14 protein-coding genes, 1 tRNA gene and 4 pseudogenes are annotated in these 25,369 nt (G+C 35.7%); 1 reads left to right on the forward strand and 18 read right to left on the reverse strand.

The features are described from left to right. Positions 1 to 127 precede the first annotated feature (127 nt). From ACG916_RS00070 to ACG916_RS00115, 10 genes and pseudogenes are all read right to left on the reverse strand, one after another. Entirely contained in the window at positions 128 to 598 is a 471-nt protein-coding gene (locus tag ACG916_RS00070; RefSeq protein WP_419328571.1) for an SMI1/KNR4 family protein, read from the reverse strand. 17 nt (positions 599 to 615) lie between these two features. Beyond that, a complete protein-coding gene (locus ACG916_RS00075; RefSeq protein WP_419328569.1) occupies positions 616 to 807 on the reverse strand; it encodes an HNH endonuclease in 192 nt (63 codons plus the stop codon). 115 nt (positions 808 to 922) lie between these two features. Further along, the gene (locus ACG916_RS00080) at positions 923 to 1,249 is read right to left on the reverse strand and encodes a hypothetical protein (RefSeq protein WP_419328567.1); all 327 of its coding nucleotides are present in this window, start codon (positions 1,247 to 1,249) and stop codon (positions 923 to 925) included. A gap of 32 nt (positions 1,250 to 1,281) precedes the next feature. Further along, positions 1,282 to 3,024 (reverse strand): annotated as a pseudogene (locus ACG916_RS00085) (hypothetical protein); the annotation flags it as partial. A gap of 306 nt (positions 3,025 to 3,330) precedes the next feature. Further along, on the reverse strand, positions 3,331 to 3,798 hold the full coding sequence (locus ACG916_RS00090) for a hypothetical protein (RefSeq protein ID WP_419328565.1): 468 nt from the start codon (positions 3,796 to 3,798) through the stop codon (positions 3,331 to 3,333). Between the two features lie 27 nt (positions 3,799 to 3,825). Continuing rightward, positions 3,826 to 4,590, reverse strand: a complete 765-nt coding sequence (locus ACG916_RS00095; protein ID WP_419328563.1) for a polymorphic toxin type 47 domain-containing protein — start codon at positions 4,588 to 4,590, stop codon at positions 3,826 to 3,828. 31 nt (positions 4,591 to 4,621) lie between these two features. Further along, positions 4,622 to 4,944, reverse strand: a pseudogene (locus ACG916_RS00100) (VENN motif pre-toxin domain-containing protein); the annotation flags it as partial. A 399-nt stretch (positions 4,945 to 5,343) separates the two neighbouring features. Then, entirely contained in the window at positions 5,344 to 5,787 is a 444-nt protein-coding gene (locus tag ACG916_RS00105; protein ID WP_419328561.1) for an immunity protein YezG family protein, read from the reverse strand. Positions 5,788 to 6,215: 428 nt separating this feature from the next. Next, positions 6,216 to 6,353, reverse strand: coding sequence for a hypothetical protein (locus tag ACG916_RS00110; RefSeq protein WP_419328559.1), 138 nt, complete (start codon positions 6,351 to 6,353; stop codon positions 6,216 to 6,218). 146 nt (positions 6,354 to 6,499) lie between these two features. Further along, on the reverse strand, positions 6,500 to 6,808 hold the full coding sequence (locus tag ACG916_RS00115) for a MafI2 family immunity protein (RefSeq protein WP_419328557.1): 309 nt from the start codon (positions 6,806 to 6,808) through the stop codon (positions 6,500 to 6,502). Between the two features lie 45 nt (positions 6,809 to 6,853). Here ACG916_RS00115 and ACG916_RS00120 point away from each other — a divergent pair. Beyond that, a pseudogene (locus ACG916_RS00120) lies at positions 6,854 to 6,937 on the forward strand (integrase); the annotation flags it as partial. 219 nt (positions 6,938 to 7,156) lie between these two features. Here the strand turns inward: ACG916_RS00120 and cdiI are convergent. The 8 genes and pseudogenes from cdiI to ACG916_RS00160 form a co-directional block, all read right to left on the reverse strand. Next, positions 7,157 to 7,543: a ribonuclease toxin immunity protein CdiI gene (cdiI, locus tag ACG916_RS00125; RefSeq protein WP_419328556.1), complete on the reverse strand. Its 387-nt coding sequence runs from the start codon at positions 7,541 to 7,543 to the stop codon at positions 7,157 to 7,159. 39 nt (positions 7,544 to 7,582) lie between these two features. Continuing rightward, a complete protein-coding gene (locus ACG916_RS00130) occupies positions 7,583 to 7,987 on the reverse strand; it encodes a hypothetical protein (protein ID WP_419330102.1) in 405 nt (134 codons plus the stop codon). Positions 7,988 to 8,304: 317 nt separating this feature from the next. Continuing rightward, positions 8,305 to 8,706 carry a hypothetical protein gene (locus tag ACG916_RS00135; RefSeq protein ID WP_419328552.1) on the reverse strand — a complete coding sequence of 134 codons (402 nt, stop codon included), beginning with the start codon at positions 8,704 to 8,706 and terminating at the stop codon, positions 8,305 to 8,307. Between the two features lie 144 nt (positions 8,707 to 8,850). Continuing rightward, a complete protein-coding gene (locus ACG916_RS00140) occupies positions 8,851 to 9,453 on the reverse strand; it encodes a hypothetical protein (protein ID WP_419261685.1) in 603 nt (200 codons plus the stop codon). Next, the gene (locus tag ACG916_RS21750) at positions 9,453 to 20,186 is read right to left on the reverse strand and encodes a hemagglutinin repeat-containing protein (RefSeq protein ID WP_419328549.1); all 10,734 of its coding nucleotides are present in this window, start codon (positions 20,184 to 20,186) and stop codon (positions 9,453 to 9,455) included. Before ACG916_RS21750 ends, ACG916_RS00140 begins: the two co-directional genes overlap by 1 nt. Before the next feature lie 3 nt (positions 20,187 to 20,189). Continuing rightward, entirely contained in the window at positions 20,190 to 21,905 is a 1,716-nt protein-coding gene (locus ACG916_RS21755; protein WP_419371582.1) for a two-partner secretion domain-containing protein, read from the reverse strand. A gap of 70 nt (positions 21,906 to 21,975) precedes the next feature. Further along, a pseudogene (locus ACG916_RS00155) lies at positions 21,976 to 23,721 on the reverse strand (ShlB/FhaC/HecB family hemolysin secretion/activation protein). Positions 23,722 to 25,258: 1,537 nt separating this feature from the next. Next, positions 25,259 to 25,348, reverse strand: a tRNA-Ser gene (locus ACG916_RS00160). Positions 25,349 to 25,369: the final 21 nt, after the last annotated feature.

Below are 25,369 nucleotides of genomic sequence, written 5' to 3' on the forward strand. Positions count from 1 at the left end.
TTGAATATTTTTTATAAATTTAAATACTTATTATTTATCATCTTTAAATTAATTTTTTTAATTTTTTCTCTACAGATTCAAATATGAGAGCTGTTAAGCGAATAACAGCCCTCTTTATTAATATCTACTATTCATGTAACAAATTTAAAAAATCATCAAAATTATTAGCTACATTATTAACAACCATAGAACTTGTTCCATCTTCATAATCAACAAAGTCATCATGATAAACCAATACTATTTTGGGTTCTGTACTTTTAATATTATCTCTATAATCAAAGCAAATATAGTCTCCATTTCCACATCTACCAAATATAACAAGATTTTTTACTCCATAATTATTTAGATCAGATATATTACTTTGCTTTTTTAAAATATTACCATTTAGATGATTATCTTTAAAGCTAATAAAGACAATATCTCTGTCATCTTGCTTACCATAAAAATTGATAAAATCAAAACAATCTTCTTCTGGTCTAAGAGCATCATGCTGTAGCATTAAATCAATATAAGTTTTTGGGAAAAAATAACCTAATTCATCTTGGACTCTTTGAATCTCATTTAATGAATTTTGACCATTATCCTGATAAACACGCATTATTTTCTCCTTTTCTTTTACTTACCTATTTTCAATGAGTTTTGCCCTGTATGAGGTACAGCTTTATTCGAATGAAATTCATCTGGGACTAATTGCATAGTGTTGGGTGAAGATTGAGGATTGTGATGCCAAGTATAATCATCTATTTTTTTCTGAACGCAATTAATACAGTTGAGCAGATCAAAATTCACTCTTAGCCATTGAATCATTTTTAATCATTTCCCACATTCGTGTCTCCCCTACAAATCAGGCAGATATCTCTCACATTATCACTTAAAATTAAGAAAGGTTAATCTTACGATCATTGTGCAAAAAGCCGTTGTTTTAAAAAAAGAAAAAAACTGCAGTTCTTTTTTCTAATGCAATTGAAATTAGTTTCTTAATCTTTCTCCATAATTTTTCATTATCAGAGTATTTTATTGAAAAATCATTCGTAATATCTAATGCTAAAACTAATGATTCATATATAATTTTTTCATCCTCATAATCATCTATCATAATCCCTAACTGGTTATTCAGTTTAGAAAAATAACCAATTTTTTTTAAATTCTCATACTCTTCTTGACAAAGATTTAATTCAACTAAATCTTCTCTTAAATTTTCATCTAAATCTAATCTTTTCATTGCTTCAGATGAAATTGGAACACTCATGATTCTCATAAATAAATACCTAGTTTATTACTTTATTTAATCTTAAAATGTGTTGCTTCATTATATTCACTTTGTGTTCTACCAGCCTGCTTTCCATTAGGCAAAATTTTATTATTTGGCACACTACCATTTAAGTCTAGATATTTTCTTTTTCCATTTATCGATGGATCAAAAACTCTAAAGTAATTTCCTTTTAAATCATAGATTACTTGAACTCCATTTTCTTTATTTGTATAAATTACTTTACCTGTATCAGTTCGTTCCATCTTCGGATTTTTACCTGCAAACTTATCGATACTAGTTTTTAAATCACCTTTATCCCAATTTTGGGCAAATTGTGCAGCTCGTTCATCACCTCTCCCAAATGGTTTATTCAACAAATCATCATCACTGTGTACATTATTCTCAATAGTCTGTTTTTTTACAGCTTCTTTTTCAGCATCTTTGACTACTTGTTTGGCAACTTGATTTTCAACCGCCTTAATTGCTTTTTCTGTGATTTCTTTTCCTAACTTTCCTGCCCCTAAGCCTATTACTTCTATTTCAGGAAAAACAGGTACCACACCTTTTGACCCTCTTTCCAAACCATCAACTAAATCTTCATTTTCCCGTCTTACAGTACCTTGCGCTGTTTTATTTGCTGTACCTGAACTTCCATAACTTTTCGGATCATCTTTTGCTTTCAACCCGGCTGTATTTGAATCATATCCAAATAATGACGTATTTTTCTTTTGTGCTTCTGTGGCTTGGAATGTTTTTACAGCTGCACCATTTTCCATAATTGGCTTATTACTATTATCAGTTAAAACTTTACCTGCCATCGAATCAACTATATTAGATGCAAATTTTATATTTTTGGACAGTTGCTGTAAGCTAAAATCATTAGTATCTTTACCAGCTTTATCCCATTGCTTTGCCATAATCATGAGTTGCTCACGACCCTCTGTATCGACCTTACCATAGGCAACACTATATAAAAGGGTAAACCAGTATTCATAGCCATCTCGACTCATTTGACCATTTTGAGTTGCTAATATAGCGGCTTCTTTCTTAAGCCTCGCAATTTCATCAACATGGAGTTGCCGGTTATTCATATCAATATTTGCAGAAATAGCTCCTGTTGAAGCATTTCCGCCAATAGTATTTCCAATTCCAAAAGCGGCGGCAGTTGTTACAAAACTACTTAACCCTTCTGCAACATTTTTGGACAATCCACTTGCTTCAAGACTTGATTTCACATGATCTTGAATGGTATTTAATGTTGGTGCCGCTTTTGCTGTCGCACCAGCTGCTAACGTGCTTGTGATATCTCCACCCATTAATGCACCAAGTGCTGAATGCGCTGCTACTCGATATATTCCACCCTCATCCCACTTCCTTGCCTCGTTCTCTTGTCCTTGTTTTCTTAAACTATCTGCCTTACTTTCAGCAAAATCAGCAACTGCTTTTGGTGCATTTTCCCCAAATCTCTTCGTCACATCCATCTGCAAATTGATTTCACTTTGAACCTTATCTTTGTCAAAGTTATTTTTCAGCACACCACTGTTTTCTCGTGCTGTATCTGTCGTCACACTGGTCAAGATTTCAGACTTGATCTGTTCAGCTGTTTTACCTGTTAAAGCTTGCTGACCTTGTTCATCTCGAATGGTGATATTTGATGTATTGATACCGCTTTTGGTCACACTACTGTCTTTATCACTGTCTAAACCAAAGCCGATAGCTTTACTTACACCTGTGATACTTGAAGTATGTGGATCAATTTTGTTTGGTGTTGTTTACTTTCCCTTCGCTAATCCCTGCCTGAAGTAATGCAAAAATTATTCCTTGGTTCTTAACATTTTCAACAGAAATTTTATCTCCTAATTAAGCCTGTTTAGCATCCGTTACTTTTCTGCCTTCTGCAAAGTATCGTCCAACCTTCACTGGAAATTTGTGATCCTTTTATTTTGATAATTCCTTCTTGTAGCCGTGTATAACTTATGCTTTGTATCAGTGATACCTATAACGCTGACAATCTAGGTACGGTTGAAATATAAATCTTAAAGGACATTCAACATAGGTTGTACAAAAAGTCGAATAAACTACCAATTATCTTGCAAGGATTTTATCCAATTCTCAGCTGCACCAACTCCAAAAATCGTTTCTTCTTTACACCAAACAAATAAAAAATCGCCACCTACAATATAAAAATTAAAATTATATGTATTTTCAAAAATTTTTGACAAATCATCAAAACTTTTAAATTTAAATATTTTTCTACAATAATAAAAATCAAAAAAAATATATAAATTCTGTTCTTTAGGATTGCAAAACTCAAAAAGCCGCTCCATTTGAGAAGCTCCCATAGGTAAATGCACACCAAACGTCTCTTTTTTTAATTCTTGCCAGAGTTCAGAGTCATTCAAAGCAGGCTGTTTCCTAAAATATTTTTCAAAAACCTGAATATAAAAATTTTCACTTTTACTAATATCAAGTTCACTATAAAAGATGCTTAATTCATCAGCTACCTCAAAAAAATCTTCAATAAAAAAATCTTCACCTTTTAACATAGATACATCACCCTCTCTTAAAATCGATTATTGACCTTTTTCTCTAGATCGGTTAGCAGAAACATCATCTAACAAAATATGACCCACTACACTTTTTTTACCTTTTCCTGGAGTCTGCCAACCTACATGCGGTACCCCTAAAGTACCCTTACCTTCATGGGCAACGTCTACACTTACTTCTGCCCCCTTATATTTACTTCCATGTAATGTTTTATACTCAACAGGAATACTCTTACCATTTTGATCATATCCCCATTTAGTAACAACAAATTGATCTTTAGGGACTCCTGTTTTTTCAAATGCTAATTGTACAGCGTCTTTCGTATAAACTTGCTTCCCACGTAGATCAAGATCAATACCCTCTTTAAATTTATATCCTTGACTAAAGGCTATATCTTTACTGCTATATTGGTTCGCAGAATTTTTACTATTACCCTTAATAGCTTTTCCTACGCCAATTGCCGACACAATCATCGCGTAACGTGTTGCATCTTCATCACTAATGTTATATTTATTTTTGAAATCACGTGCTAACTCTACATTAAAAATGAATCCTTCTGCTGCCATTTGCTGTGAAAATAATGCGCTTTCATAAAATGCAGGTATATTTTTATTTTTATCCAATGCCTCTTTTATTGCCTTTCTGGAATTAATAATAAATCCATATTTTTCTTTACATAGAACAGCATTCACTGAACATATTGCCGCTAATTCTTTATCTTGATTTAACGCAATATCTTCATATTTTTTTAATACCTGACCACAATTATTATTAACTTTACAATTCGCCATTAACAAAGTACTTTGGATCGTCTTTATATTTTTCTTCTAATCGTTTAGTAAAGTAATCCGCTGCTGCTTCACTTGCAACTGCTGCACTGCCTCCTGCTGCTGGGTTACCTCCATTTACATAGGCAAGTGCTGCTCCCAATATCGCATGGGCAACCAACTGAGCTGCTTTGTTTTTGTCCTCTCCATGACCTAACTCTTTTCCAATAATATTTGCTGCATATGGTGCAAGGGCATTGGCTGCAACTTGTAAATCTGTTTGACCGCCTAATGCACCTGTAACTGCCATAGTTACTGCATATTGACTGCTCGACTCTTATCTCCCCCCATACCCCAGTCTTGGGCTGTTTCTGAAGCTTGTTTGTAACTCGGTGAATTATTTTTCAGAAGTTCTTGTTTTTCAGCTTCATTGTTTGAGTTTTGATACTTATTCCAATCTTCTCCACCTTTGGCTTGTAGTTCTGCTATCGCTGTTTGTTCAATGTTTTTATTCTCTTGTTCCGCTTGTTTTTGCTGATTTTGACTATAGGTTCTTGTGGCCGCCACAATGGTTGAAGTCACTTATTTACGTCGGACTTATCTTGAAAAATGTAAAGTCCTGATGTTTGACTGGGCTAAGTTTGCGATAAATAAAAATAAATTACTTAAAATTAAAGCTTCAGCTTTAAATAGCAGAAGCTTTAATTGTTTGATTCCTTTCAGAATGATCAGGAAACTTATAAAAATTGAACTTACATAAAATAATTTACAGGCACATTATTTATTTTGCTCTTTAAGTTTTACACGTTCTCGCCATAAATCCTTAGGAATTTGTGAATAATCTCTATCTAACTCTTCCTCAGATAAATCACTAATTCCCCTCATACTCAAACTTGGCCAGTGATCTTCTTCTGGAATATACGCAAACTCTATATTAAATTTACCTGTATCAGTTAACGTAACTTTAAAGTTTGTCCACTTTTCTTTAAGATTATCTAATGACCTTAACTCAGCTATTAAAATCATTATTTTTTGTCCTATTTCATGCGGTATTTGATCAAAATCAAACCATCTAGTTTTATTGTTTTTTGTAATCCATTCAAAACTATAAGATGAAGAATCAGGGTAAATATAACCTTCACAAAACATTATCCCAGCATCCTTTGCCATTATGGACCACAGCAACTCGCCTAGATTTTGATATATTTCTTGATCATTCATAAATCAATCTCGAATAGCACTTCAACTTTAGACTACGGAAATGGATGATCTTTTAAGTAACTTTCAACTTCATTTTCCTCTAATCCTTTAACACCGTTTTCTAACCATTTATTAAAATAGTCGATATTCCAACGATATGCTCGCCCATCTTCATCAAGTACTAGTTCATCTGTATGTCTAAATTTTTTTAGAAAACGAATGTGACTTATGCATACGCATATTGTTCTATTTCCACTTTTGATTTAGGTATATTGTTAATCGAATCCGTTGTATAAGGTGATTCTTCACTTAAAAGATCTAACAAATCACTATACCGCGCTAATTCAATCATTTTATTTACAAATTTTTTGAGCATTTTATTTTCTCTCAATAGATACTTTTGGCATCACACTATTACAATAAGATACTTTAGTAATAGAACTTATATTTTAAATTAATTTAGTGTCATACCGACTATCTAACACCACAAAGGGTTCAGCAACCTCCTCCCATACCTGACGTGCCATGCTCTGCCATTTAGCCATATCATTTATATAATCTCGTGGACGCCAATCCTCTGGTTTCATATGTTGAAGATGCTGCCTAATCAATTTAACGGGCAGGTTAAAATCATCTTTGCTTAAATCTTCAAAAGTATAAAATTTTAGATACTCCCCCCTCTATCAAGGCTTTTTTGTACCTATTTTTAGGTCGAACTCAGGTTACTATAATTTTAGTAATTTTCTTTTTTTCTATAAAACTCAACAAGAATATTAAAATCAGAATCTTTTAAATATTTCTCATAACCAATAATAATTTCATAATTGACTATGTAATCTTCATACTCATCCTCTAGTAACATTTCAAAATTTGATAGAATCTCATACTGAATATTTTCCAGATCATCTTCATTTTTTTCCCTCAATAAGAAATATAATGTCAAAATGTTTTTATCAACTGAAAAGTAAATTCTTCTAAAATTATCAGAAATCTCACCTAAACAACTACGACTTAAAAAAAATGTTATTTGATATATATTCATAATTTCACCTATTAAGGACCTTATTGGGTGGGATATGATACAGTTGTTGAAGCAGCTTATTTATGTGGTGCTTATATTGAGAAACGTAAAGCACTTATGGCAGACTGGGCTGAGTTTTGTAACCAATAAAACAGCATAAAAATAATGCTTCTACCCTGTTAGGCAGATGCATTACTGAGGTTATTGCATTTTATACTAAGAAATCTTGTATAAAATGGACTTACAAAAAAGAATTTATTGACTCTTTAATTTCTTCCCAATATGTATGTAAGTTACTTTGCATATCACTGGGCATTAGAATCCAAATAAGAAATAGCTTAAGTAAGAAAACAATAGATAAAAGTCCAGTTAAATACCATAAGCTTGTTCGAGGCGTGGTATAAGATGAATAATCTGTTCTTTATCCTTTGGATTATATTCAGCATATGCTAATGCTATTATTTCAAAGACTTCAACAAACATCTTAACAGGTACTGTACCATCCAATTCTCCATTAAAATAGAACTCTACAACATCTACTCTTTCCCCATCATCTGTAACATCATTCGTGAATGAATAATCTGCCACCTCTTGAATGCTAGCTCCTTCCTTTCGGATAGCTAACTTAATCATATCAATAAAATTATCCTTTCCAGCACATGTACTAAAATAATCCATAAAATATGATAATAAAGGTCTTGATTCGGGATGTTTTTGTAAAAGATCATTCCAATTATTATCAAGCCAATTATTCATAGTAGTTCATACTTCTTTCTAAACCTCTTAGTATTTTAGTTATAAGAAAAAAACATAATTATCTTCTTCCTCTTGTATTTCTAAGTTTTTTATTAATTTTCTATTTGATGAATAAAGAACAAAAGATCCCATATCCATATCATCTTCATCTGGAATATAAAAATCTAATTTATCTTTTTTTGCTATAGTTTCCAAGTTTTTAATTATAAAATCATTATCCAGTTTATCTCCATCAATTATATTCACTAATAAAGAAACATCCTCTTTACAAAATTGATAAGTACATATTACCTTGAACTTATTAAAATCGTAAACTTTATTTTCTGGAGTAAATTCTTCATAATCAACAAGACAAAGATCATCTATTTCTAAATTTAAAATATCTATTAAGATACTCCTTAGATTATCTAGATCTAAATTTTGCTTAATGTAAAAATCTATCATTAAAATCTACTATTTTTTGGATTATATGGTTAATAACTTACTTTAGACTTCTTGCATTAGTCAAAAAAATGCGTATTCTGTGCCAATCCATATTTGGTCTAGATATCAGTTGACCAGCTTTTATGTTAATAAATCATAGAGGTCTTACTATCATGTGATGATATGTATGTGTACATCTATTTAAACTTTAAATACAAGCTGTGACATTACACAATTTACAATCATACAAATTCATTTCTATAGAATAGAATAAGTTTCATGATTTATAAAGCTTAATCTTATTTAAAATTATCTAAAAGATTACATTCGCAAAAGCCCTATTGTCTAGGTATAGATAGTGTATCATCATATCGATCATCTTTTGTAACTAACGGTTCAAGTAACTCAAACCAAACTTGCTGAGCTCTAGATTTAACTAACTGGACATCAGTAATCCAAACTTTTTCTCCCCATACCACCTCTTTTAACATAGGCATATATGCACGAATCAATTTAATTACTAAATTAAAATCATTAGAAGATAATTCTGTAAATGTATAATATTCAAATAATGAAAACTCATCTCTTGCTATTCCATCATATAATTCAGGATAGTTTAATAAGAAAACCTCCTCTAGTAACACACCAATGGCATCCCAATATGTCGAACTCATTTCACATTCTAGTACATCAAAAAGATGATCTTTACATGTATGTCTTCCAATATAGATTGTACTCATGATTACCTTTAAACATTTTATTTATCCCTACGACTATGTAATGCAACAATCACTCTTATTTTTTCAGAACCGAAATAAGTTTGACATATTTTTCATCATTTCCTTTTAAAATTATTGGTTATTTATTTTTTAATCATACGCCTTTTAAGCTGCTAAACGAGTAAAATGTACATTTATCTGATCATTCTTTATAATTTTATCAATTCTAAAGTCTAAAGAATCAGATACAGCAATAATTTTTTTCAACCTTTCAGGAAAGTCATCTATTTTTCCATAAATAGTAGGAACTAAAAAACTATAATAATCGCCCATTTCTGTTTTTATATTACATCCAACGGGAAAATCTTCATTAGGTTTAGATCCTTCTACAGCATAAAAAACGAATAATCCTTTTATAGCAGGTAAACTATATTCTCTTAACTCCCCATTATAGTTTGAACGATCATCAACCCAATTTTCGACAGCTGTTCTATCCAAAAAATCTGCATACGCTAAATGAGAATACATATCAAGTTTCGTTTTACCCATTTTATTTTTAGGATAATTAAAGAACTCAGATGATTCTTCCCAAATATATTCATTAATCATATCCAATTCATTTTCTGGATTCTCTTTTTGCAAAATGACTTTTGGGATATTCCCCCAATTATTATTTACCATAAAAGCTAAATGCCCAAATTTATCCATTGCAATCCACGTATAAATTTGACCAAAGCTTGGTGTCCAACTCAAATTTAAATCATTCATTATTTTGTTCCTTTTGGCCATGTAACATTACAATTATCACAAGTTTTCACAATAGCTTCAGGTGTAACTACTCTTTCCTGAAAAACAACTTTTGGCCTAACTGCAATTGTAAACTGAATATTCGCTGGATTTACACCTTGTCTTACTAATTTATCTGCTGCTGAGACTTCAGCACATGCACCTGCTACATTTTTACAAAAACTTGTAAACTCTCCAATTTTAACACCTAGTTGTGTTTCAATATGTTTAACTGTTCTTGGATCCAGTACATCAGCTGAAATTTTAGCATTACTACTGCCTATAGCTACTTTTCCAGTTACTGGATCAAACGCACCAATCATAGCAGCACTTTTACCCGCCTGAGTTTTTGAAGGAAAATTATTAATAGTATCCAATAATAATTTAGTAGCTTTTTCTTCACTTAATTTATGATTATAGGTGTTTATACCTTGTTTACTTACAGCAGGAACAATTGTCAATACACCACCTATAACTTGGACTGCACCCTCGCTATACTTACCATTAACAATTTTTTCTGTGCCTTGCCCAACATTATAAGAACCAGCTAAAGCTCCAACATATCGAATAACTGTACCTAATTTACCAGACAATCCAAATAATGCTGGCTCTGCTGCTTCAGCTAATTGCTTATCCGTAGAGTTTGCATAACTTAAAGATTGTTTTGCTTTTGTGATTGCTTTATTCAAGTCATCACCTGTGTACGGATCTATTGTTCCATACCTTCCACTATCGTAGATTTGTTGTGCCTTGACTGGATCTCCATTTGATGCTTGATTAATCAAATATACTAAATCATATTTTTGTTGTGGAGTTAAAGAGTTCGGATCTTTTTGATATTGTTTTAACAACTGATCTGAATATTTATCCATTGCAACTAAAGCCAAGAATTCTCTTGCTTCTTTTTCATTCAGTGAACCATTATTTAAAATTGCGAGCGCTTTAAAATTCAGCCCATTTGCTCCACCTTGTGCTTTATTAATGAGCTCAACTTTACGTTTATATTCTTCAGGAGATAAAAAGTTATTCTCCACCGCATTCTGCCCAACTACGCCAGCAAGCTGTGCATTAAATGCTGAATCTCCAACTGTTCCTCCAACCACTGCTCCTATTGCTGCTGTCAGATCTCGAATTTGAGTCTTCACATCTTCTGGTAAAAGATTTGCTTGGAACTCTCCATTGACATCTTGATATTCTTTTTTGTCTTTGTATTGATTAGTGAGATAATCCGCTGCTGCTTCACTTGCAACTGCCGCACTGCCCCCTGCAGCTGGGTTACCGCCATTTACATAGGCAAGTGCTGCTCCCAATATCGCATGGGCAGCCAACTGAGCTGCTTTGTTTTTGTCCTCTCCATGACCTAACTCTTTTCCAATAATATTTGCTGCATAAGGTGCAAGAGCATTGGCTGCAACTTGTAAATCTGTTTGGCCTCCCAATGCACCTGTAACTGCCATAGCTACCGCATTGACTGCTCGACTCTTATCTCCACCCATACCCCAATCTTGGGCTGTTTCTGAAGCTTGTTTATAACTAGGCGAATTATTTTTCAGAAGTTCTTGTTTTTCAGCTTCATTGTTTGAGTTTTGATACTTATTCCAATCTTCTCCACCTTTGGCTTGTAGTTCTGCTATCGCTGTCTGTTCAGTGTTTTTCTTCTCTTGTTCCGCTTGTTTTTGCTGATTTTGACTATAGGTTCTTGTTGCTGCCACAATAGTTGAAGTCGCATCTGCTACGGTTTTTTGCTTGTCGATAATCTCTTGTAGATTTGGTAATGTGTCTACACTTCGATGTGCTGTACTCGCATCACTATGGATCCCTAACGCTGTAGTCGTTGTTGCTTGACCACCAATCGTGATATTACCTTCGCTTAAGGTTGAACGAGTGACACTACTGTCTTTGTCAGATTCATGCTGTGGTAAGCTTGGGCTAAAAGTCGTGCTATCTCGCCAATTGACGTTATTGGTATATTTATTTCCCTGATTATCTGTTTTGGTTTCTTCTCCAAAGCGTGTTCCACCAGATAAACTCACCGAAGTCGCATCATAACTACTGTTATTTTTGATATCGCTAAACGTCAAACGATTCGCCGTTAAATCGTTATTTTCTTTCTTCGCTGTCGATACAATCGCTCCACCTTGTAGATCAACTTGATCTGCTTTGATATGGTAGCCACCATCACCTGCAAATAAGCCTGTTTGTTGATTTACACTGTTTGATGTCCCTTGCGCTTTGCTGCTCGATACGTTCCCTGACGCTTGCCATGCTGTTCCCAATGAAGCTTGTACGCGTCCACCAACGTTGGTTTGGTCAATCTTTTGGTCAACCGTGTCTTGTGTACTGATCACACTTAACTTACCACCAACATCTGCATCTATGCGTTGAGCATTAGCCTGAGCGCCATTGAGTGTGGTATCTCCTTTACTCTTTAGAATCAGTTTGTCTGATTCGAGAGTCGTCATGTTATGAGTATTATTATCTGCTCGATTACTGCCTTTACCATAGCCTGCCTCGCCATAGATATAAACACCCGTCTGCGCCCCTACCGATGCACCGACACCGACACTTAAACCAGCATTACTATTTTTACCCTGAGCCTTTTCTTGGCTTTGTCCTGATTCTAAAAGAATATTTTTAGCCGAATCTAAGCTTATTGTTTCTTTCGCTTTGACTTGAGTATTCTGTAAATGAATATCACCTGCTGTACTGGTGAGATTAACATTACCACCCGCGCTGATCTGGTTTGGTTGTGAAGTCGCATAACTAGTGCTTTGTTGATTTTTACTGGTACTAAAACCTATACCAGCCTCAGCTTTAGCAACTGAACCGCCTTTGATGTCACTATAACTTTGATAAGCTTGCGCACCCGCTGCCAATCCCTGTAAAGCTTGGGTACGATCATCTGCGGCATTGCCTTTAGCGGCTTTGTCTGCCGAACCCAGCAAATCTAAAATTGGTGAACTTATCCGTTTAAATACACCGACTTTTAAATCTTTCGATGAACTGTCTGAGCTTCCAGTATTGTAATCATCCAATACACTGATTTGTTTTGCAGTAATATTGATATCTTTATTGGCAACAATATCTGCAACTTGCTGATTATAGTGATTGCCTGCCTGAATATTGACATTGCCCTCTAAACTTCCGACTTGGCTACGTTGCTGTTCAATACTTTGACTATTGCTTTGGTTTTTACCCTTCATATAGCCATAAAATTGTTCAGTATCTGAAATCTGAGCACTACCAATGCCTTTATTTGAATTGCTTTGACTTTGGCTTTGACTACTCTGTGCTGATTTAATATTGACATCATTCGCAGCATTGATCTTCACATCACCTTGTGAAGCGACTGAACTGCCAAGGATATTGATGTCACCTTTTTCTGTTTGTAATGTAGTTTTTCCACCCACAGAAAGTTGGGTACCTGTAACTTTATCTACGTTTCCTTGACCTTTGTCTTTATTATTATAAACACCTGCAGGCGCCGCCCAATTTCGTGTGTCAACACTAAATCCACTTTGTTTACTATTTGCAGTCTGATCTTGACGATCAGTCACATAGTTCAAGTTAATGTTATCTTTTGCATGTAACAGTGCATCACCTTCAACAGCGAGTTGTGCACCTTGGCTATTAATATTTCCGCCTGTTGCAATGATATTTAAATTACCTTTCGCTTCTGCTTGAGTCACAACGGCTTGAGTATTTGTATAGTTACTACTTTGATTGGATTTTTGATTTCCTGCAGTCAGCACAATAGGTGTTTGTGCGGCCATCAATGCTTTATTAACAGCATCCGCTCGTGACATCACCTGACCTACAGCACTATCACTAAATTGACCATTATCGGCATTTTTCTTATATGTTGAAGCCGCTGCTGTACCAGGTGAATAAGTCAACCCAACTGAAAAACCTGAGTTTTTACTCTGTACCTTTGTATGTTGCTTACTACTTTCATATCCTGCATTTAGACTAACATTAGCAGCTTGTAGATTCAGGTCTTTGCCTGCACCCAAAATAGCGGCTTCCGCTGTCAAATCCTTGCCTGCTAGAATATTGGTATTTCCTTGCGTACTTATAATTTTACTTTGCAGTAACTCAGTTGATTGATTATCCTGCTGAGCTTTTACATTTGATTTACCATAACCAATACTGGCTACACCACCTGAGAGGCTTGCAGTAAAACCAGATTTTTTAACACGCTTTTCTGACTCATTTAGGTATTGGTTTTCAGCAGCGGTAATACTGACATTTTCTTTGGCCTGAATTTGCGTTAATTCATCTGAAATTATTTCACTGCCTTGTATCTTTATATTTTTGGCATCTAAAATGACTTGCTTACCATCAACAGTACTGGCTATGCCCTCATCTGACTTATCTTTTCGGTAAGTTTGGGTCGTTTTACTGCTTAAAAAGCTCTTTTTCTTCACTTCATCTGCATGTTCAACTGTACTACGAGCACGCCCTTCTTGAATATTGAGTTGTTCATCAGCACTTAAAGTCGTCCGACCTAGCACACTACTGACCTGAGAAGCTGTAATATCAATATTTTTCCCAGTCAGGGTTAAGTCGCCTTTTGCAACGATTTGATTACCTACATCTTGTTGCGTTGTACTAAAGTCATAATTTTTATTATTTTTATAACTATTGTTAATCCGCTCTGTTTGTAATGTCGCTAAATTTACATCCCCTTGCGTTTGTAGAATGGTTGAACCATTGCTATTTAAAATTTCTGCGCCTTTCAATGTGGTATTACCAGCCACTTTGATATTTAAAGTCGTTTTTAAATTATCACTACCTTCCACTGAGCTAGTCTGGTTATTACCCACATAGATCCCTGCTTTACGATCTATAGCGGTAAAACCATAATTACTCCGGCCTTTTTGTTTATTATTACTGGTCAATGTACTATTTACATTTAAATTTCCGCCAATATCAAAAGATGCTGCTTCTTTTGCAACAATCTGACTGCCAATATTGTTTAAATCATTTTGCGTTTTAATCCCAACACGATTGGCTTCCATTCGTCCAGCCAATTGATTGACATTATTTGCATTGATGATGAGTGCTTCACGGCCAGCGATCGTCGCTTGATTAAGCACATCACCGTTCATATTCAGTTGCACTTGATCAGCACTGATCAAAGTACCATCACCTTTTAAATCACCAGGTCTTGCTCGAACATAAACTTGTGGAACCAATACTTTACTACTTGTCCCATCTGCCAATGTGATGGTTTTTTCTTCTAACCACACAATATCACTGGTGAGCTGTGCAATCTGGGCAGCAGTTAAAGCAATTCCAGGACGTAAATTATAACTTTTAGCAAAGGTTAAGCCGTTGTTCATTAAAGCTTTATATTGCTCTTCATCACTACCATAACCAGATAAAAAACGATGCCCTGTCAATTGTGCAATTTGATCTTGCACCAAACGTTGCTCATAAAAACCATCACCTAGTCGTTTTTGTTGATTTGCTGGATCTAAACCAAGTGCACTCAGCATGTAATCGGATGATAGCCATTTTTTATATTGGCTAAATGCTGGATCAGTTTCTACCAAATACTGCGCTTGGCTATCTTTGGTTGTGCTATACAACGCATTACTTGGCAAGGTAATTGTCTTTTGTTCTACACTACGCACTTCATAGTCAGATGCTTTGTCTACCCCAGACACCTGCTTGTCTAAAGCATTTAGCTGTTGAGCTGAATCAACTTTTTGATTTTCAGTTGGTTGGACTTGCTGTTGTGAACCATTCGGATCAAGCTCACCAATCTGCTGATTTTGTGCATTTTCTGATTGTTTAACGTTGACCTGTTGTCCAGCATCCACTGCAACTTGCTTTTGTTGAGCCTGTTGTTTTTCATATTCAAGTGCTTGCGCTTGTTTGGAACCTGTTACATCCACTTGAACAGTGTCATTGGTCTTGTCTTTAATCTCTGTCGTTGGAACAGCAATAACTTTATTGCCACCATAAAGGCCACTTAACTGATATGGCTCTGTCTCATCAGCAGGCGTATAGGCCATTGAACTCTTTCGACCAGAATCATAAAACCATTTTTTTGGATTTTTAAATTGAATGAGTTTATTTGCTAAATAGGCTTTGTTATCAATATCAGTTCCTTCTACCTTTAATACGCCTGCTGCAAGTATTTGGCTCTGATCATTTACGATATGATCAGATTGAAGCAACATATTGCCCCCACTCAATATTTGCCCAGGGGTACTGGTTAATACTTCGGGAACATAGGTTTCTTTATTATATTCAAAAATATTATAGGTACGTAAACGTCGCCCATCACTTAACACAAGCCAGTAAAAACCACCGTCTCTCTCCAGCTCAACAAGCAAATCTGCAACATCAATCCCAGGATGTCGATTATCCTCATAACTATGTACAAATTTGGAAGACTCTAATACTTGATGTACTGAAAAATTATCATTTAAATTTTGAATTTCTTTTGCAGTGAGTCGCATATTGCCTTGAGACTCAATGGTTGCACTACGATTATTAATCAGTTGGGCTTGACCTTGTGCTTGATAATTACCATCCAGTGAGCCCCCAACATTTAATTGCCCCATACTCAATATCCAAGCATTGTCTTTTGAGTCACTATTGATCAAACCTCCTGCTTGGTTATTTAAAATATCAATCCCTAAATCAATATCTCCACGTGAAGCAATAACTGCGCCTGAGGAAGGACTAGCAGAGCACTGCTCTGTCCCGACGCAAGAGCCGTTCGATTTGTTATTTAAGGTCTGTGCTTGTATAGCAATATGATCACCATAAATTTTAGCACCATCATTCCAGACTAAGTTTGCTTTTAAGTGGGTTAACTCACCATTAATTAAACCTTGATTATGTAGCACATCGTTGGCGATTAAATGCGTTTCAATACTGCTAATACTCGCCTCAGTTTGATTTAAAATATTCTGAGCATTTACAGTAAGGCCTTTGCCTGCACTTAGGACAGATTGATTGATGAAATCGTGTTCGCTATCGATCTTGAGTAAACCATTGGCACTCAGCTCATCACCTTGCTGATGTGTATAACTTTGCTTTAAATTCAATTCAGCATCACCAAGGCTAATGATTTTACCTTGATTGATTAAATTGTTCGCACTGATTGCTAACCGATTTTGCGCGATGAGTTCCCCTTGAGTATTCTTAATATTTAAGGTTTTTTGAGAATCGCCAATCAATAATGTCCCTAGGCTGGTCACACTGCCTTGTTGATTATCAAAGTTCTGCTGAATCAAAAGTGATGCATCTTTGCTTGCTCTAATTCCACCAGATTGGTTATTTAACTCACGTGCATTTAATTGGATATTTTGAGCATCTAAACCACCCAAAATCGTATCATCTAAATTTTGTCGATTGTCGATCACTTGCGCTTGGATTGATAAATCCTCAGCAGCAACAATATGACTGCCTTGACCACTGTTGTTCAATTGGTCGGTATAAATTTGAATATTTTTTAATGCTTGAATTTGACCTTGGTTATTCAGCACCCCACCTGACTGTTGTTGAGCAATTGTTAGATTGCCTTGACTATTGATTTGTCCTTTTTGATTGGATAATTGCTGTGCGCTGATTTCTACATCATCTGCTGAAGCAAGAATGCCGTTATCATTTAATAACTGTTGGACATGGGTTAAATTAAGTTTTCCTTGGCTGAGTATTCCACCACGAGCACCAGAATTTTGATTCATCAAATCATGCTGATTGGTATCGATGCTTAATTCAGAATTAGATTGGATCAAACCTGAATTATTATTAAGCAAGCCAGTTTTTAGCAAAATTTGATCTGCTAAAATTTTACCTGATTCATTATTCAATGTTTGTAATTGACTGTCTAAATTCAATTTTTCTAACGATGAGATTTGCCCTAAGCGATTATCAATCCCTTGAGCAACAACATTTAATCCTTTACTTGCAAATAATTCGCCCTGATGATTATTCAATGCACCTTGTACAGTTAAATCTGCGCGTCCCAGTTCTGATTGAATAATACCTTGCTCATTATTTAAATCTGTACTGTTTATCTGTAGATCTTTTTGTGCAGCGATTATACCTTGCTGATTTTGAATTGCTGACTGTGCCAACAGTTGTAGTTGATCTTGGCTATAAATTATTCCAGATTGATTATCTAAAGTGTTTGTTTCAATCTTGGTTTTTAAAATACTCTGTATTTTACCTTTTTGATTATTGATTTGCTGCGCTTTTAAATTTGCTTCTTGTTGTGCAAATATTTCACCTGACAGATTACTCAGCTCATTGTTTACAGATAAATTTAACGAACCTTGTTCTGCTCTGATTTTACCCAAATCATTAAGCAATGACTGTGAGGTTAAATCAATCTGTTTAGACGCAATAACCCCTGAAGTATTATTCACTTGACCAGTGGCTACAATCTTAGACTGGTCTTGTGCATAAATCACACCAAGATGATTGTCTAATGTAGCGGTATTTAGGTGTAATTTTTGACCCGCTACAGCTTTACCTTCAACATTATTCCAATGACCACTATTCATTGTTAAGTCTTGCGCGGCTGAAATCTCGCCTTTGATATTGCTTAATTCGTTGGCAATATCGAGCTGCATTGCAGATTGCTGTGCAATTAATTTACCAGCATTATTTGATAATGAAGCTGCATTTAAATTAAATCCTTGGTTAGCCGCGATCACACCATCTTGATTGTTAATATGCGCTAAAGCATTTAATTTTAATTGACCATCTGCATAGAGTGTACCAGCAGTATTATCCAAAGATTGAACGGTTAAATCAGCATGTTGACCTGCTTGAATTTGTCCATTTTGAGAAGATAGATCCTGTGCAGTGATCGCAACATTTTTTGCTGCCACAATAACGCCTGAATCATTGTTTAAATATTGCTGAGTAATAATATTTAAATGTTGTTTTTCAGAGCGTATTTGCCCTGAAGTATTATCTAATGATTGAGCATTAACTGAGATATTGTTATTGGCAGCAATTGTACCAGACTGATTTTCAATTCCCCCGTCTACATCTAAGTTTAAGCCTTGATTAGAAAAAATTGTTCCAGATGCATTGTTTAAACTTAGACTTTGAATACTGATATCTTGATTAGACAGCAGTTTTCCACGTTGATTATCCAGCGCTCCACTGATACTGAGATCAAGATTTGACTGTTCGGATTGAACTGTACCCTCTGTATTATTTAATGATTGTGCCTTTACGTATACCGCTTGTTTGGCTGCTAAGATACCTTGCTGATTATTAATGCCATGTTTTGCAATGATACTAAGCGAATCGTCTGTATATACAGTACCTTGTGTATTGTTGATATCATCAGCTTTTATCCCAAGTTGTTTATCTACAAGAAGCTTAGCTGCACTGTTATTCAGTTGAGTAACTTTCAGCTGAGCGCTACCAGCAGCACTAATCACACCTGAGCTATTATTCAATGTTTGTGCAACATTCACTTTCAACTGCCCATTAGCATCACTTTGAAGCAATTGTCCTTGTTGATGGCTCAGTTCAGTTGCATTCAAATCAATATTTTGTGCAGATGTAAGCGCTTGGTCTAAATTAGCAATGCCTAGATCGAGTTGTAGATGGCTATTACTTTGGATTTTGCCTTGTTGTCCTTGTAGGTTTTGTGCTGTGATTTTTAACTGTTGATCACCTGCATGTAAAATCTCACCTGCAACAGAGTTCAGTGTATTGGTCTTGATTACAGTACCTGTAGCATTACTGATAATCTGCCCTGCATTGTTATCAATCTGATTTGCGACATCCAGAATAAAATCATTTTTACCTGTGTGTTGAATTAAACCTTGGTTGTTATTCAACTGTGCTGTATTAAGATTGACCTGTTTTGCACTATATTGCCCTTTTTCATTGACAATACTTTCTGTTGCGGTTAAATCCAGTTGCTCATCTGCAATAATTTTTGCATTGTTGGTATTCAGTTGGGTTGTAGCAATGTTTATATTTTTGGCTTGGCTTTCACTTTGACTTAAGTCTGCTGTTTGAGCTGCTTTAATTTGCAACTCAGCACCTGCCAAAATTTTCCCTGCCAGCTGAACCTGTTGCGCATCAATATTCAGTGTGGCATCTGTATTGCTTAGTTTCCCGTCTTGATCAAGACCTGCGACCCATACTGCATTTTTATCACTGACAATGGCATTTGCTTGAACCTTGATTTTGTTCTGTGCTGCCAATTGACCATGCTGTTGTAACTGATTCACTGTTAAATCAGCCGTATTGCCTGCATAGATTTGCCCAGTACTTTGTAATTGCTGGGCATTCAATTTTAGATTTTGCCCAGCAATCAGATTCCCTGCTGAAGCTTGCGTCGTACCATTATCAATTTGATCAATATTGATGTTTAGATCTGCTGTTTTGGATTGAATTGTACCCTGTTGATTGTTTAAACTCTGACCCGTCAGGTGTACATTCTGTGCTGAAATCTCCCCTTTACGATTGTCTAAAGTTTGAATAGACAGCTTGGCATCCGCATTGACTGAACCAATGATGCCTCGGGTATTATTGGTATTTGCAGAATTTAGAGTTAATGCATCCGCAGCAAGTATTTGACCTTGGCGATTATCAATCTCAGCTGAATTTAAATTGAATGTCTTGGCGCTTTGTAAACGGCCTTGATCGTTATTTAATTGTTGTGCGGTTAAATCAAAGCTTTGATTGGCATTAATTACACCTTTTTGATTATCCACCTGTTATGCAGTGATATTCACCACATTCGCAGTGAGTTTACCTTGTTGGTTGTCAAAGTATTGCCCATTAAATTGCAATTCAGGCAGTTGAATTTCACCACCATTGTTTTTAATACTGCCTTCAACTCTAAGATTGATTTCAGCATTGTTGACAATTGCACCTTCTACATTGGCAATATCTTGAGCAATCTGAATATTTCCTGCTTGGAAAACCTTGGGTGTCAAATCTGTAGGTGCAACTTCAACCGTACTTGAGTCTTGCGCTGAAGACTGTTGCTCAGGATCAGTCACACTTGGCGATGTGGTTCCACCTGGTGTTTGCCCTGTCCCACTAGGATCGACGGTTGCCTGATCAATTAAGCCCTGAGTATTGTCTAAGTTTTTTGCAGCAATGTTGAGTTGTTGCTGACCTGTTTGCTCGATTTTACCTTTGTTATTGGCTAAGTTTTGCGCAGTAAAATCAATTCGTCCCGCGTTGATCACTCCCTCATTATTATCAATCTTGCCTTGAGCATTGAGTTTAATTTCATCACGAGTCGCAATCAGCCCAGTGTTTTGAATATTGTCGGCTTGAATCTGTATTTGTTGTTGTGTACTACTGATATTACCGCTGTTTTTTACATTGCTTGCCTGAATTAGAATTTGATCTTTATTGGCAATCATATTGCCTGTATTGGTTAAGTCACCATTAGCATTTAAATGCATTTGACCGCTCAAAGCATTGAGTGACCCTGCATTACGTACCCCTAAACCTTTTTCAGTACCGACCAAATAGATTTTTCCAGCATACATCCCACCTAATTTTCCAACATCAAGGGCAAAGCTCGGTGTAGGGGAAGATGGGGTACTTGTTGTTGCACTAATTTTTGCTGAGTTTGGATCTTGAACATTGATGTCGTTTTGACCCAACACGGTTTTTAGCTCATTGGCATATAGACCCGCATTGACATTTAAAGCACGTGCATAAATATCGGTATAAGGGGTTAAGCTTCCATTTAAGCCTTTCCCTTCAATCGTAACTTGCCCTTCACGTACTCGGAATGAATCAAGATAACCTTGATGCATTACTGCTTGACCCGTGGTTAAGGTAAAACGATCTGCGTTAATCACCCCACAGCCATCACAGACCAAACCAGATGGATTGGCAATCACCACTTGCGCTTGTTTACCCGCAACCTCCAAATAGCCCTTTAATTGACTCGGATTACTGCTGTTCACTTCATTCAGGATGACCTTGGCTTCACCTTTGGCGAGCCATGGATTGCCTTGTACCCATCCACCCAATTGGGTTTGGGTATTATTTCGTGCGTTATTTAGAATCGCACCTTCCTGCCCCACATCAAACTGGGTATAGGTATTGCGTGATACACCACCAGCACTTGGGGTTTGAATATTAACTTGGGTCAAACCATTGCTGCTGTTGAGAATGGTGGCTTGTTGTGAGCTTGGTGCTGATCGATCTGCCACAATTTGGCTTTCAGCGATGGTTGCCATCGGCAAGGTGTAAATTGCTGCACCCAATAGGCTCACCACAGCAAAATTGACAGGATTGAGTTTTTTATAGGTGATTGAAGATGCTCCCGTGACATCCTCTATTTCGATTTCACCAATGCTATGTGATTGCCCCGCTGTTTTGGTACGGCTTTTTACAATCTCAGCAACCGCAATAAACATGCCACGTGCTTGGCTAAAAATAACGCGATAACGATTCTTATTCATAATGTTTTACCTAAATGTTTTAATATTTTTTCAAGATTGAATGTTGCATATGGACATTGAATGTAATGGATTAATACATCCAGTTCAGGCTAAATCCTGTCGTCACATTGTCTGTTTTAAAGTGGTCTGGTTTTTTTAACGGCGTCCCAACAAAAACGTCATAATTGACCGATTTTAAGACTTGCCCACGTAATCCAAAGGCAGCGCCCATTAAACTTGTTCCCAGCAATGGATTTGGCTCATGTGCGGTTTTACCCCCCACTTCACCATAGTCAATTCCTGTGTACCATTGCATCGGAAGCTTAAACATCGAGCCACTGATTTCATTACGCACTAAAAATCCATTATCTGCCAATAAGGTCTGTTCACCATCAAACCCTCTTACCGTATAGCGATTCCCAATCGAGAATCGATCTTGTGGGGTCAGGGGTTTTTTACTATATTGTGTTCGCCATTCAGCGAGATACTGTAGCGATTGATTACCGACTTTAAATGGCACTTGCAGACCGGCATTGGCTTGTAAAATACCGACATGAGTATAAGCTTCGCCAAACTCCTCTTCAGGTGCATGCATTGCATTAAATGCACCTGTGCCTCGTTTATAGGTTAAATTGCCTGTTAAAGTCGCATTGGCTAAATATTCTATATGATCCAGACTGGCTTTCCAGCCACCAGTTTTTCGACGTTGTACTTCAATTTCTACATCATTGATAAAGTTTTGTGATTCCCGATACCAGCCTCCTACACTGGCTGTAGTTTTTCGTTTGGCATCACGATAAAGTACCCGAGATAAATCAGCCCCGATCAGTTTGCTTTTGCCGCTATAGTTATAGCTTTGGCTATCACCTGCAACCGTTTGGTTATAATCAGACTGACTATAACTGGTGCTAAGTAACCAATATTTGAGTGGAATGCTATAACTTAAGTAATAGCCATCTGTACCTCGTTTACCTTGATCTCCTCCGCCCAAATCATGGTTATAACTACCATAAAACAGGTCATTTGCAGTAAACAGATGGTCTAAAGATAAGGTTGCTGTACCTTGATACTTCCCAGTTGAATCTTAGCCTGCATCATCAACACCTAAATGAATCCGGTAGGGTTTTGTTTGTTGCCATGCCAGTTCTAAATCACTATAGCCAGGTTGATTACGTTGTTCTGAGGGCTTGATTTTAAAGTCTGCCTCAACAGTCGGCACACGTTTAAAGTTTTCTAAGCCTTGTTCAATATCCCGAATATTTAAAATATCCCCAGAGCGAACAGGCAAGGCATTAAATTTATGAGCACGCTTTGACGTTCCTTGAACAAATTGAATTTGATCTACTTTCCCAGCAATCACTTGTAGTTTAATCTCGCCCGAAGCAATATTTTGTTGAGGGAGCAGCATGCGGGTGGTGACATAACCATGACTAATAATACTGTTTTGAATCAGATCTAAGGCTTGGTTTAAGCCTTGTACCCCAATACATCGGCCAATGAGATTATGTTCACCTTGCGTGACGGAGCGCATAGCAAAAGTAAATTGATGCGCATCCTCTCCCATCAACACAAATTTTTTAATTTCAAAACATACATCTTCAGTGTTTGATTTTAGATAGTGCAGTTGTGTTTGGGTTTGAAGTTGTTTTTCTAATCCCGTTTGCACTATAGCTTCGGGCTGTAATTGCTTTTGTAATGCTTCATCACGTTGTTGCTGGCGCTGAACAGCATCTAATTCTAAATCTGGACGCGGCTGTGGTTCTGCAGCTTGTATTGTTGTTGCTAAAATCGTAAAAAAAACACTCAAAGTAAGTTTATTAAATTTAAAATTATTCATGTCAATAGTGATTGTGATGAGTTTCACATTTAATTATGTTTAAATTATTACGTTTTGTAAATAGGACGCCGTGTATAATTCTAATCAATTTCAATAATAAAAATTAAGAATATAATTTCTAAATAAAAATATATATAAATTCAATATTTTAAATAAAATAAAGAGTGCTCTTTGTGGATTTTAAATTAATCCAACACTTGTCCAATCGAATAATAGGCTTGAGCAATAGGAGTTAACATATCATTAACCTGATACTACTGAATCGCATAATCACCCGTTTTCTAACCATCAAATAGAACATAACTCACCCAGTTTTGATCACTTTGAGGATTTACAGGCTGAAGCGTAAATAATTATACTTATTCACTCATTTCACAAAACCTGATCAATTTTCGATAGTTTCCCTAATGTATCGAAGTAAGCAATGATTAGTCGATTCTTATAAACTTCCGACATGTGCACAGACTGTGAGTTATTACTTTGATTTCTAGATAAAATGAGTTTACCTTATATATCTTCTTTAGAAACACTAGCTTCACTCGTGAGTACTTCTAATAGCCTTTCTGAAAACTGTTTTTTATTTTGAATAGAACTAAAATTGTTTAAAGGAAATGCTTTCGACAAATAGTGTGCAACCTCCTGATTAGGCATTTGCTTGAGTACCATTTTTATTTTATCTATTGTTGCTTGGGATAAAATATGCCCATTCGGTTGTGATATCAATGCATTAAATTAATCATCATGACTGTTTGGAATTGGTTTATTTATATTTTCACTTAATATTTTAGAATCAATTTCATTTTAGAATCAATTTCATTGTATGGCTGAGACGGATTATTTAATCCTTTATCAAAATTCTTCAAAGCGATTCCATAGCATGAAACAAAATAGAATTGGCCAACAAGAATTACCTTAAAATTCATTTTATAAAGCACACAGATAATTTATGTTATTAATAAGAAAATTAGAAATAGAAAAATTGCTTCCACTATCAATCACATACTATTTAGTAAAGCCTGTACTAGTGAATGATTTAAAACTTGATGTGGATGCACAAACAGCTGTTTTTGCATCAGCAGAGATTTTCACCAAACACCGACCTATTGTAATTTAAATAAGTTTTCAAATTGTCTAATGTTAAATAGCTTCCACCTGATTTCTGGCCGATTGCAACTACAGACACATATAAATTCGAAAGCGCATAATCTATTGCTTAGTGTTTAACTTCACGACTAAAGCATTTAGCCATTTTTACATCTCCAAAGTTAATATTGCATTAGCTTTAAAGCGACTATATGTCCATTTTTTCGTTTAGGATCAATCCACAGCCCCTGAGTCACTAATTGGGATTTTTTATTTGATGAACGTCATTTTATGAGCTTGTAGAAATTTAAACTAAATGAGTGACTATTCCTACAATGCCCTAAATACACCCAATTAATGTCATCTAATCTAAAATTTTATGTGAGTTACAGTGTGAGAAAAAAATACACATAAAAAAAAGGCCCTTGTAAAAACAAGGGCCTTTTAAAATATTTGGCGGAAGCGGTGAGATTCGAACTCACGGAGGACTCACACCCTCGTCGGTTTTCAAGACCGGTGCATTAAACCGCTCTGCCACGCTTCCATGTGCGCAAGAATACTAAGC

Source organism: Acinetobacter legionensis, from assembly GCF_048552295.1.
Classification (GTDB): Bacteria; Pseudomonadota; Gammaproteobacteria; order Pseudomonadales; family Moraxellaceae; genus Acinetobacter.

What these genes read in the sequence shown, in the direction of transcription:
- ACG916_RS00070 (WP_419328571.1), bottom strand. Translation starts at nt 598, where the DNA reads ATGCGTGTTTATCAGGATAATGGTCAAAATTCATTAAATGAGATTCAA.
- ACG916_RS00075 (WP_419328569.1), bottom strand. Translation starts at nt 807, where the DNA reads ATGATTCAATGGCTAAGAGTGAATTTTGATCTGCTCAACTGTATTAAT.
- ACG916_RS00080 (WP_419328567.1), bottom strand. Translation starts at nt 1,249, where the DNA reads ATGAGTGTTCCAATTTCATCTGAAGCAATGAAAAGATTAGATTTAGAT.
- ACG916_RS00090 (WP_419328565.1), bottom strand. Translation starts at nt 3,798, where the DNA reads ATGTTAAAAGGTGAAGATTTTTTTATTGAAGATTTTTTTGAGGTAGCT.
- ACG916_RS00095 (WP_419328563.1), bottom strand. Translation starts at nt 4,590, where the DNA reads ATGGCGAATTGTAAAGTTAATAATAATTGTGGTCAGGTATTAAAAAAA.
- ACG916_RS00105 (WP_419328561.1), bottom strand. Translation starts at nt 5,787, where the DNA reads ATGAATGATCAAGAAATATATCAAAATCTAGGCGAGTTGCTGTGGTCC.
- ACG916_RS00110 (WP_419328559.1), bottom strand. Translation starts at nt 6,353, where the DNA reads ATGAAACCAGAGGATTGGCGTCCACGAGATTATATAAATGATATGGCT.
- ACG916_RS00115 (WP_419328557.1), bottom strand. Translation starts at nt 6,808, where the DNA reads ATGAATATATATCAAATAACATTTTTTTTAAGTCGTAGTTGTTTAGGT.
- cdiI (WP_419328556.1), bottom strand. Translation starts at nt 7,543, where the DNA reads ATGAATAATTGGCTTGATAATAATTGGAATGATCTTTTACAAAAACAT.
- ACG916_RS00130 (WP_419330102.1), bottom strand. Translation starts at nt 7,987, where the DNA reads ATGATAGATTTTTACATTAAGCAAAATTTAGATCTAGATAATCTAAGG.
- ACG916_RS00135 (WP_419328552.1), bottom strand. Translation starts at nt 8,706, where the DNA reads ATGAGTACAATCTATATTGGAAGACATACATGTAAAGATCATCTTTTT.
- ACG916_RS00140 (WP_419261685.1), bottom strand. Translation starts at nt 9,453, where the DNA reads ATGAATGATTTAAATTTGAGTTGGACACCAAGCTTTGGTCAAATTTAT.
- ACG916_RS21755 (WP_419371582.1), bottom strand. Translation starts at nt 21,905, where the DNA reads ATGAATAAGAATCGTTATCGCGTTATTTTTAGCCAAGCACGTGGCATG.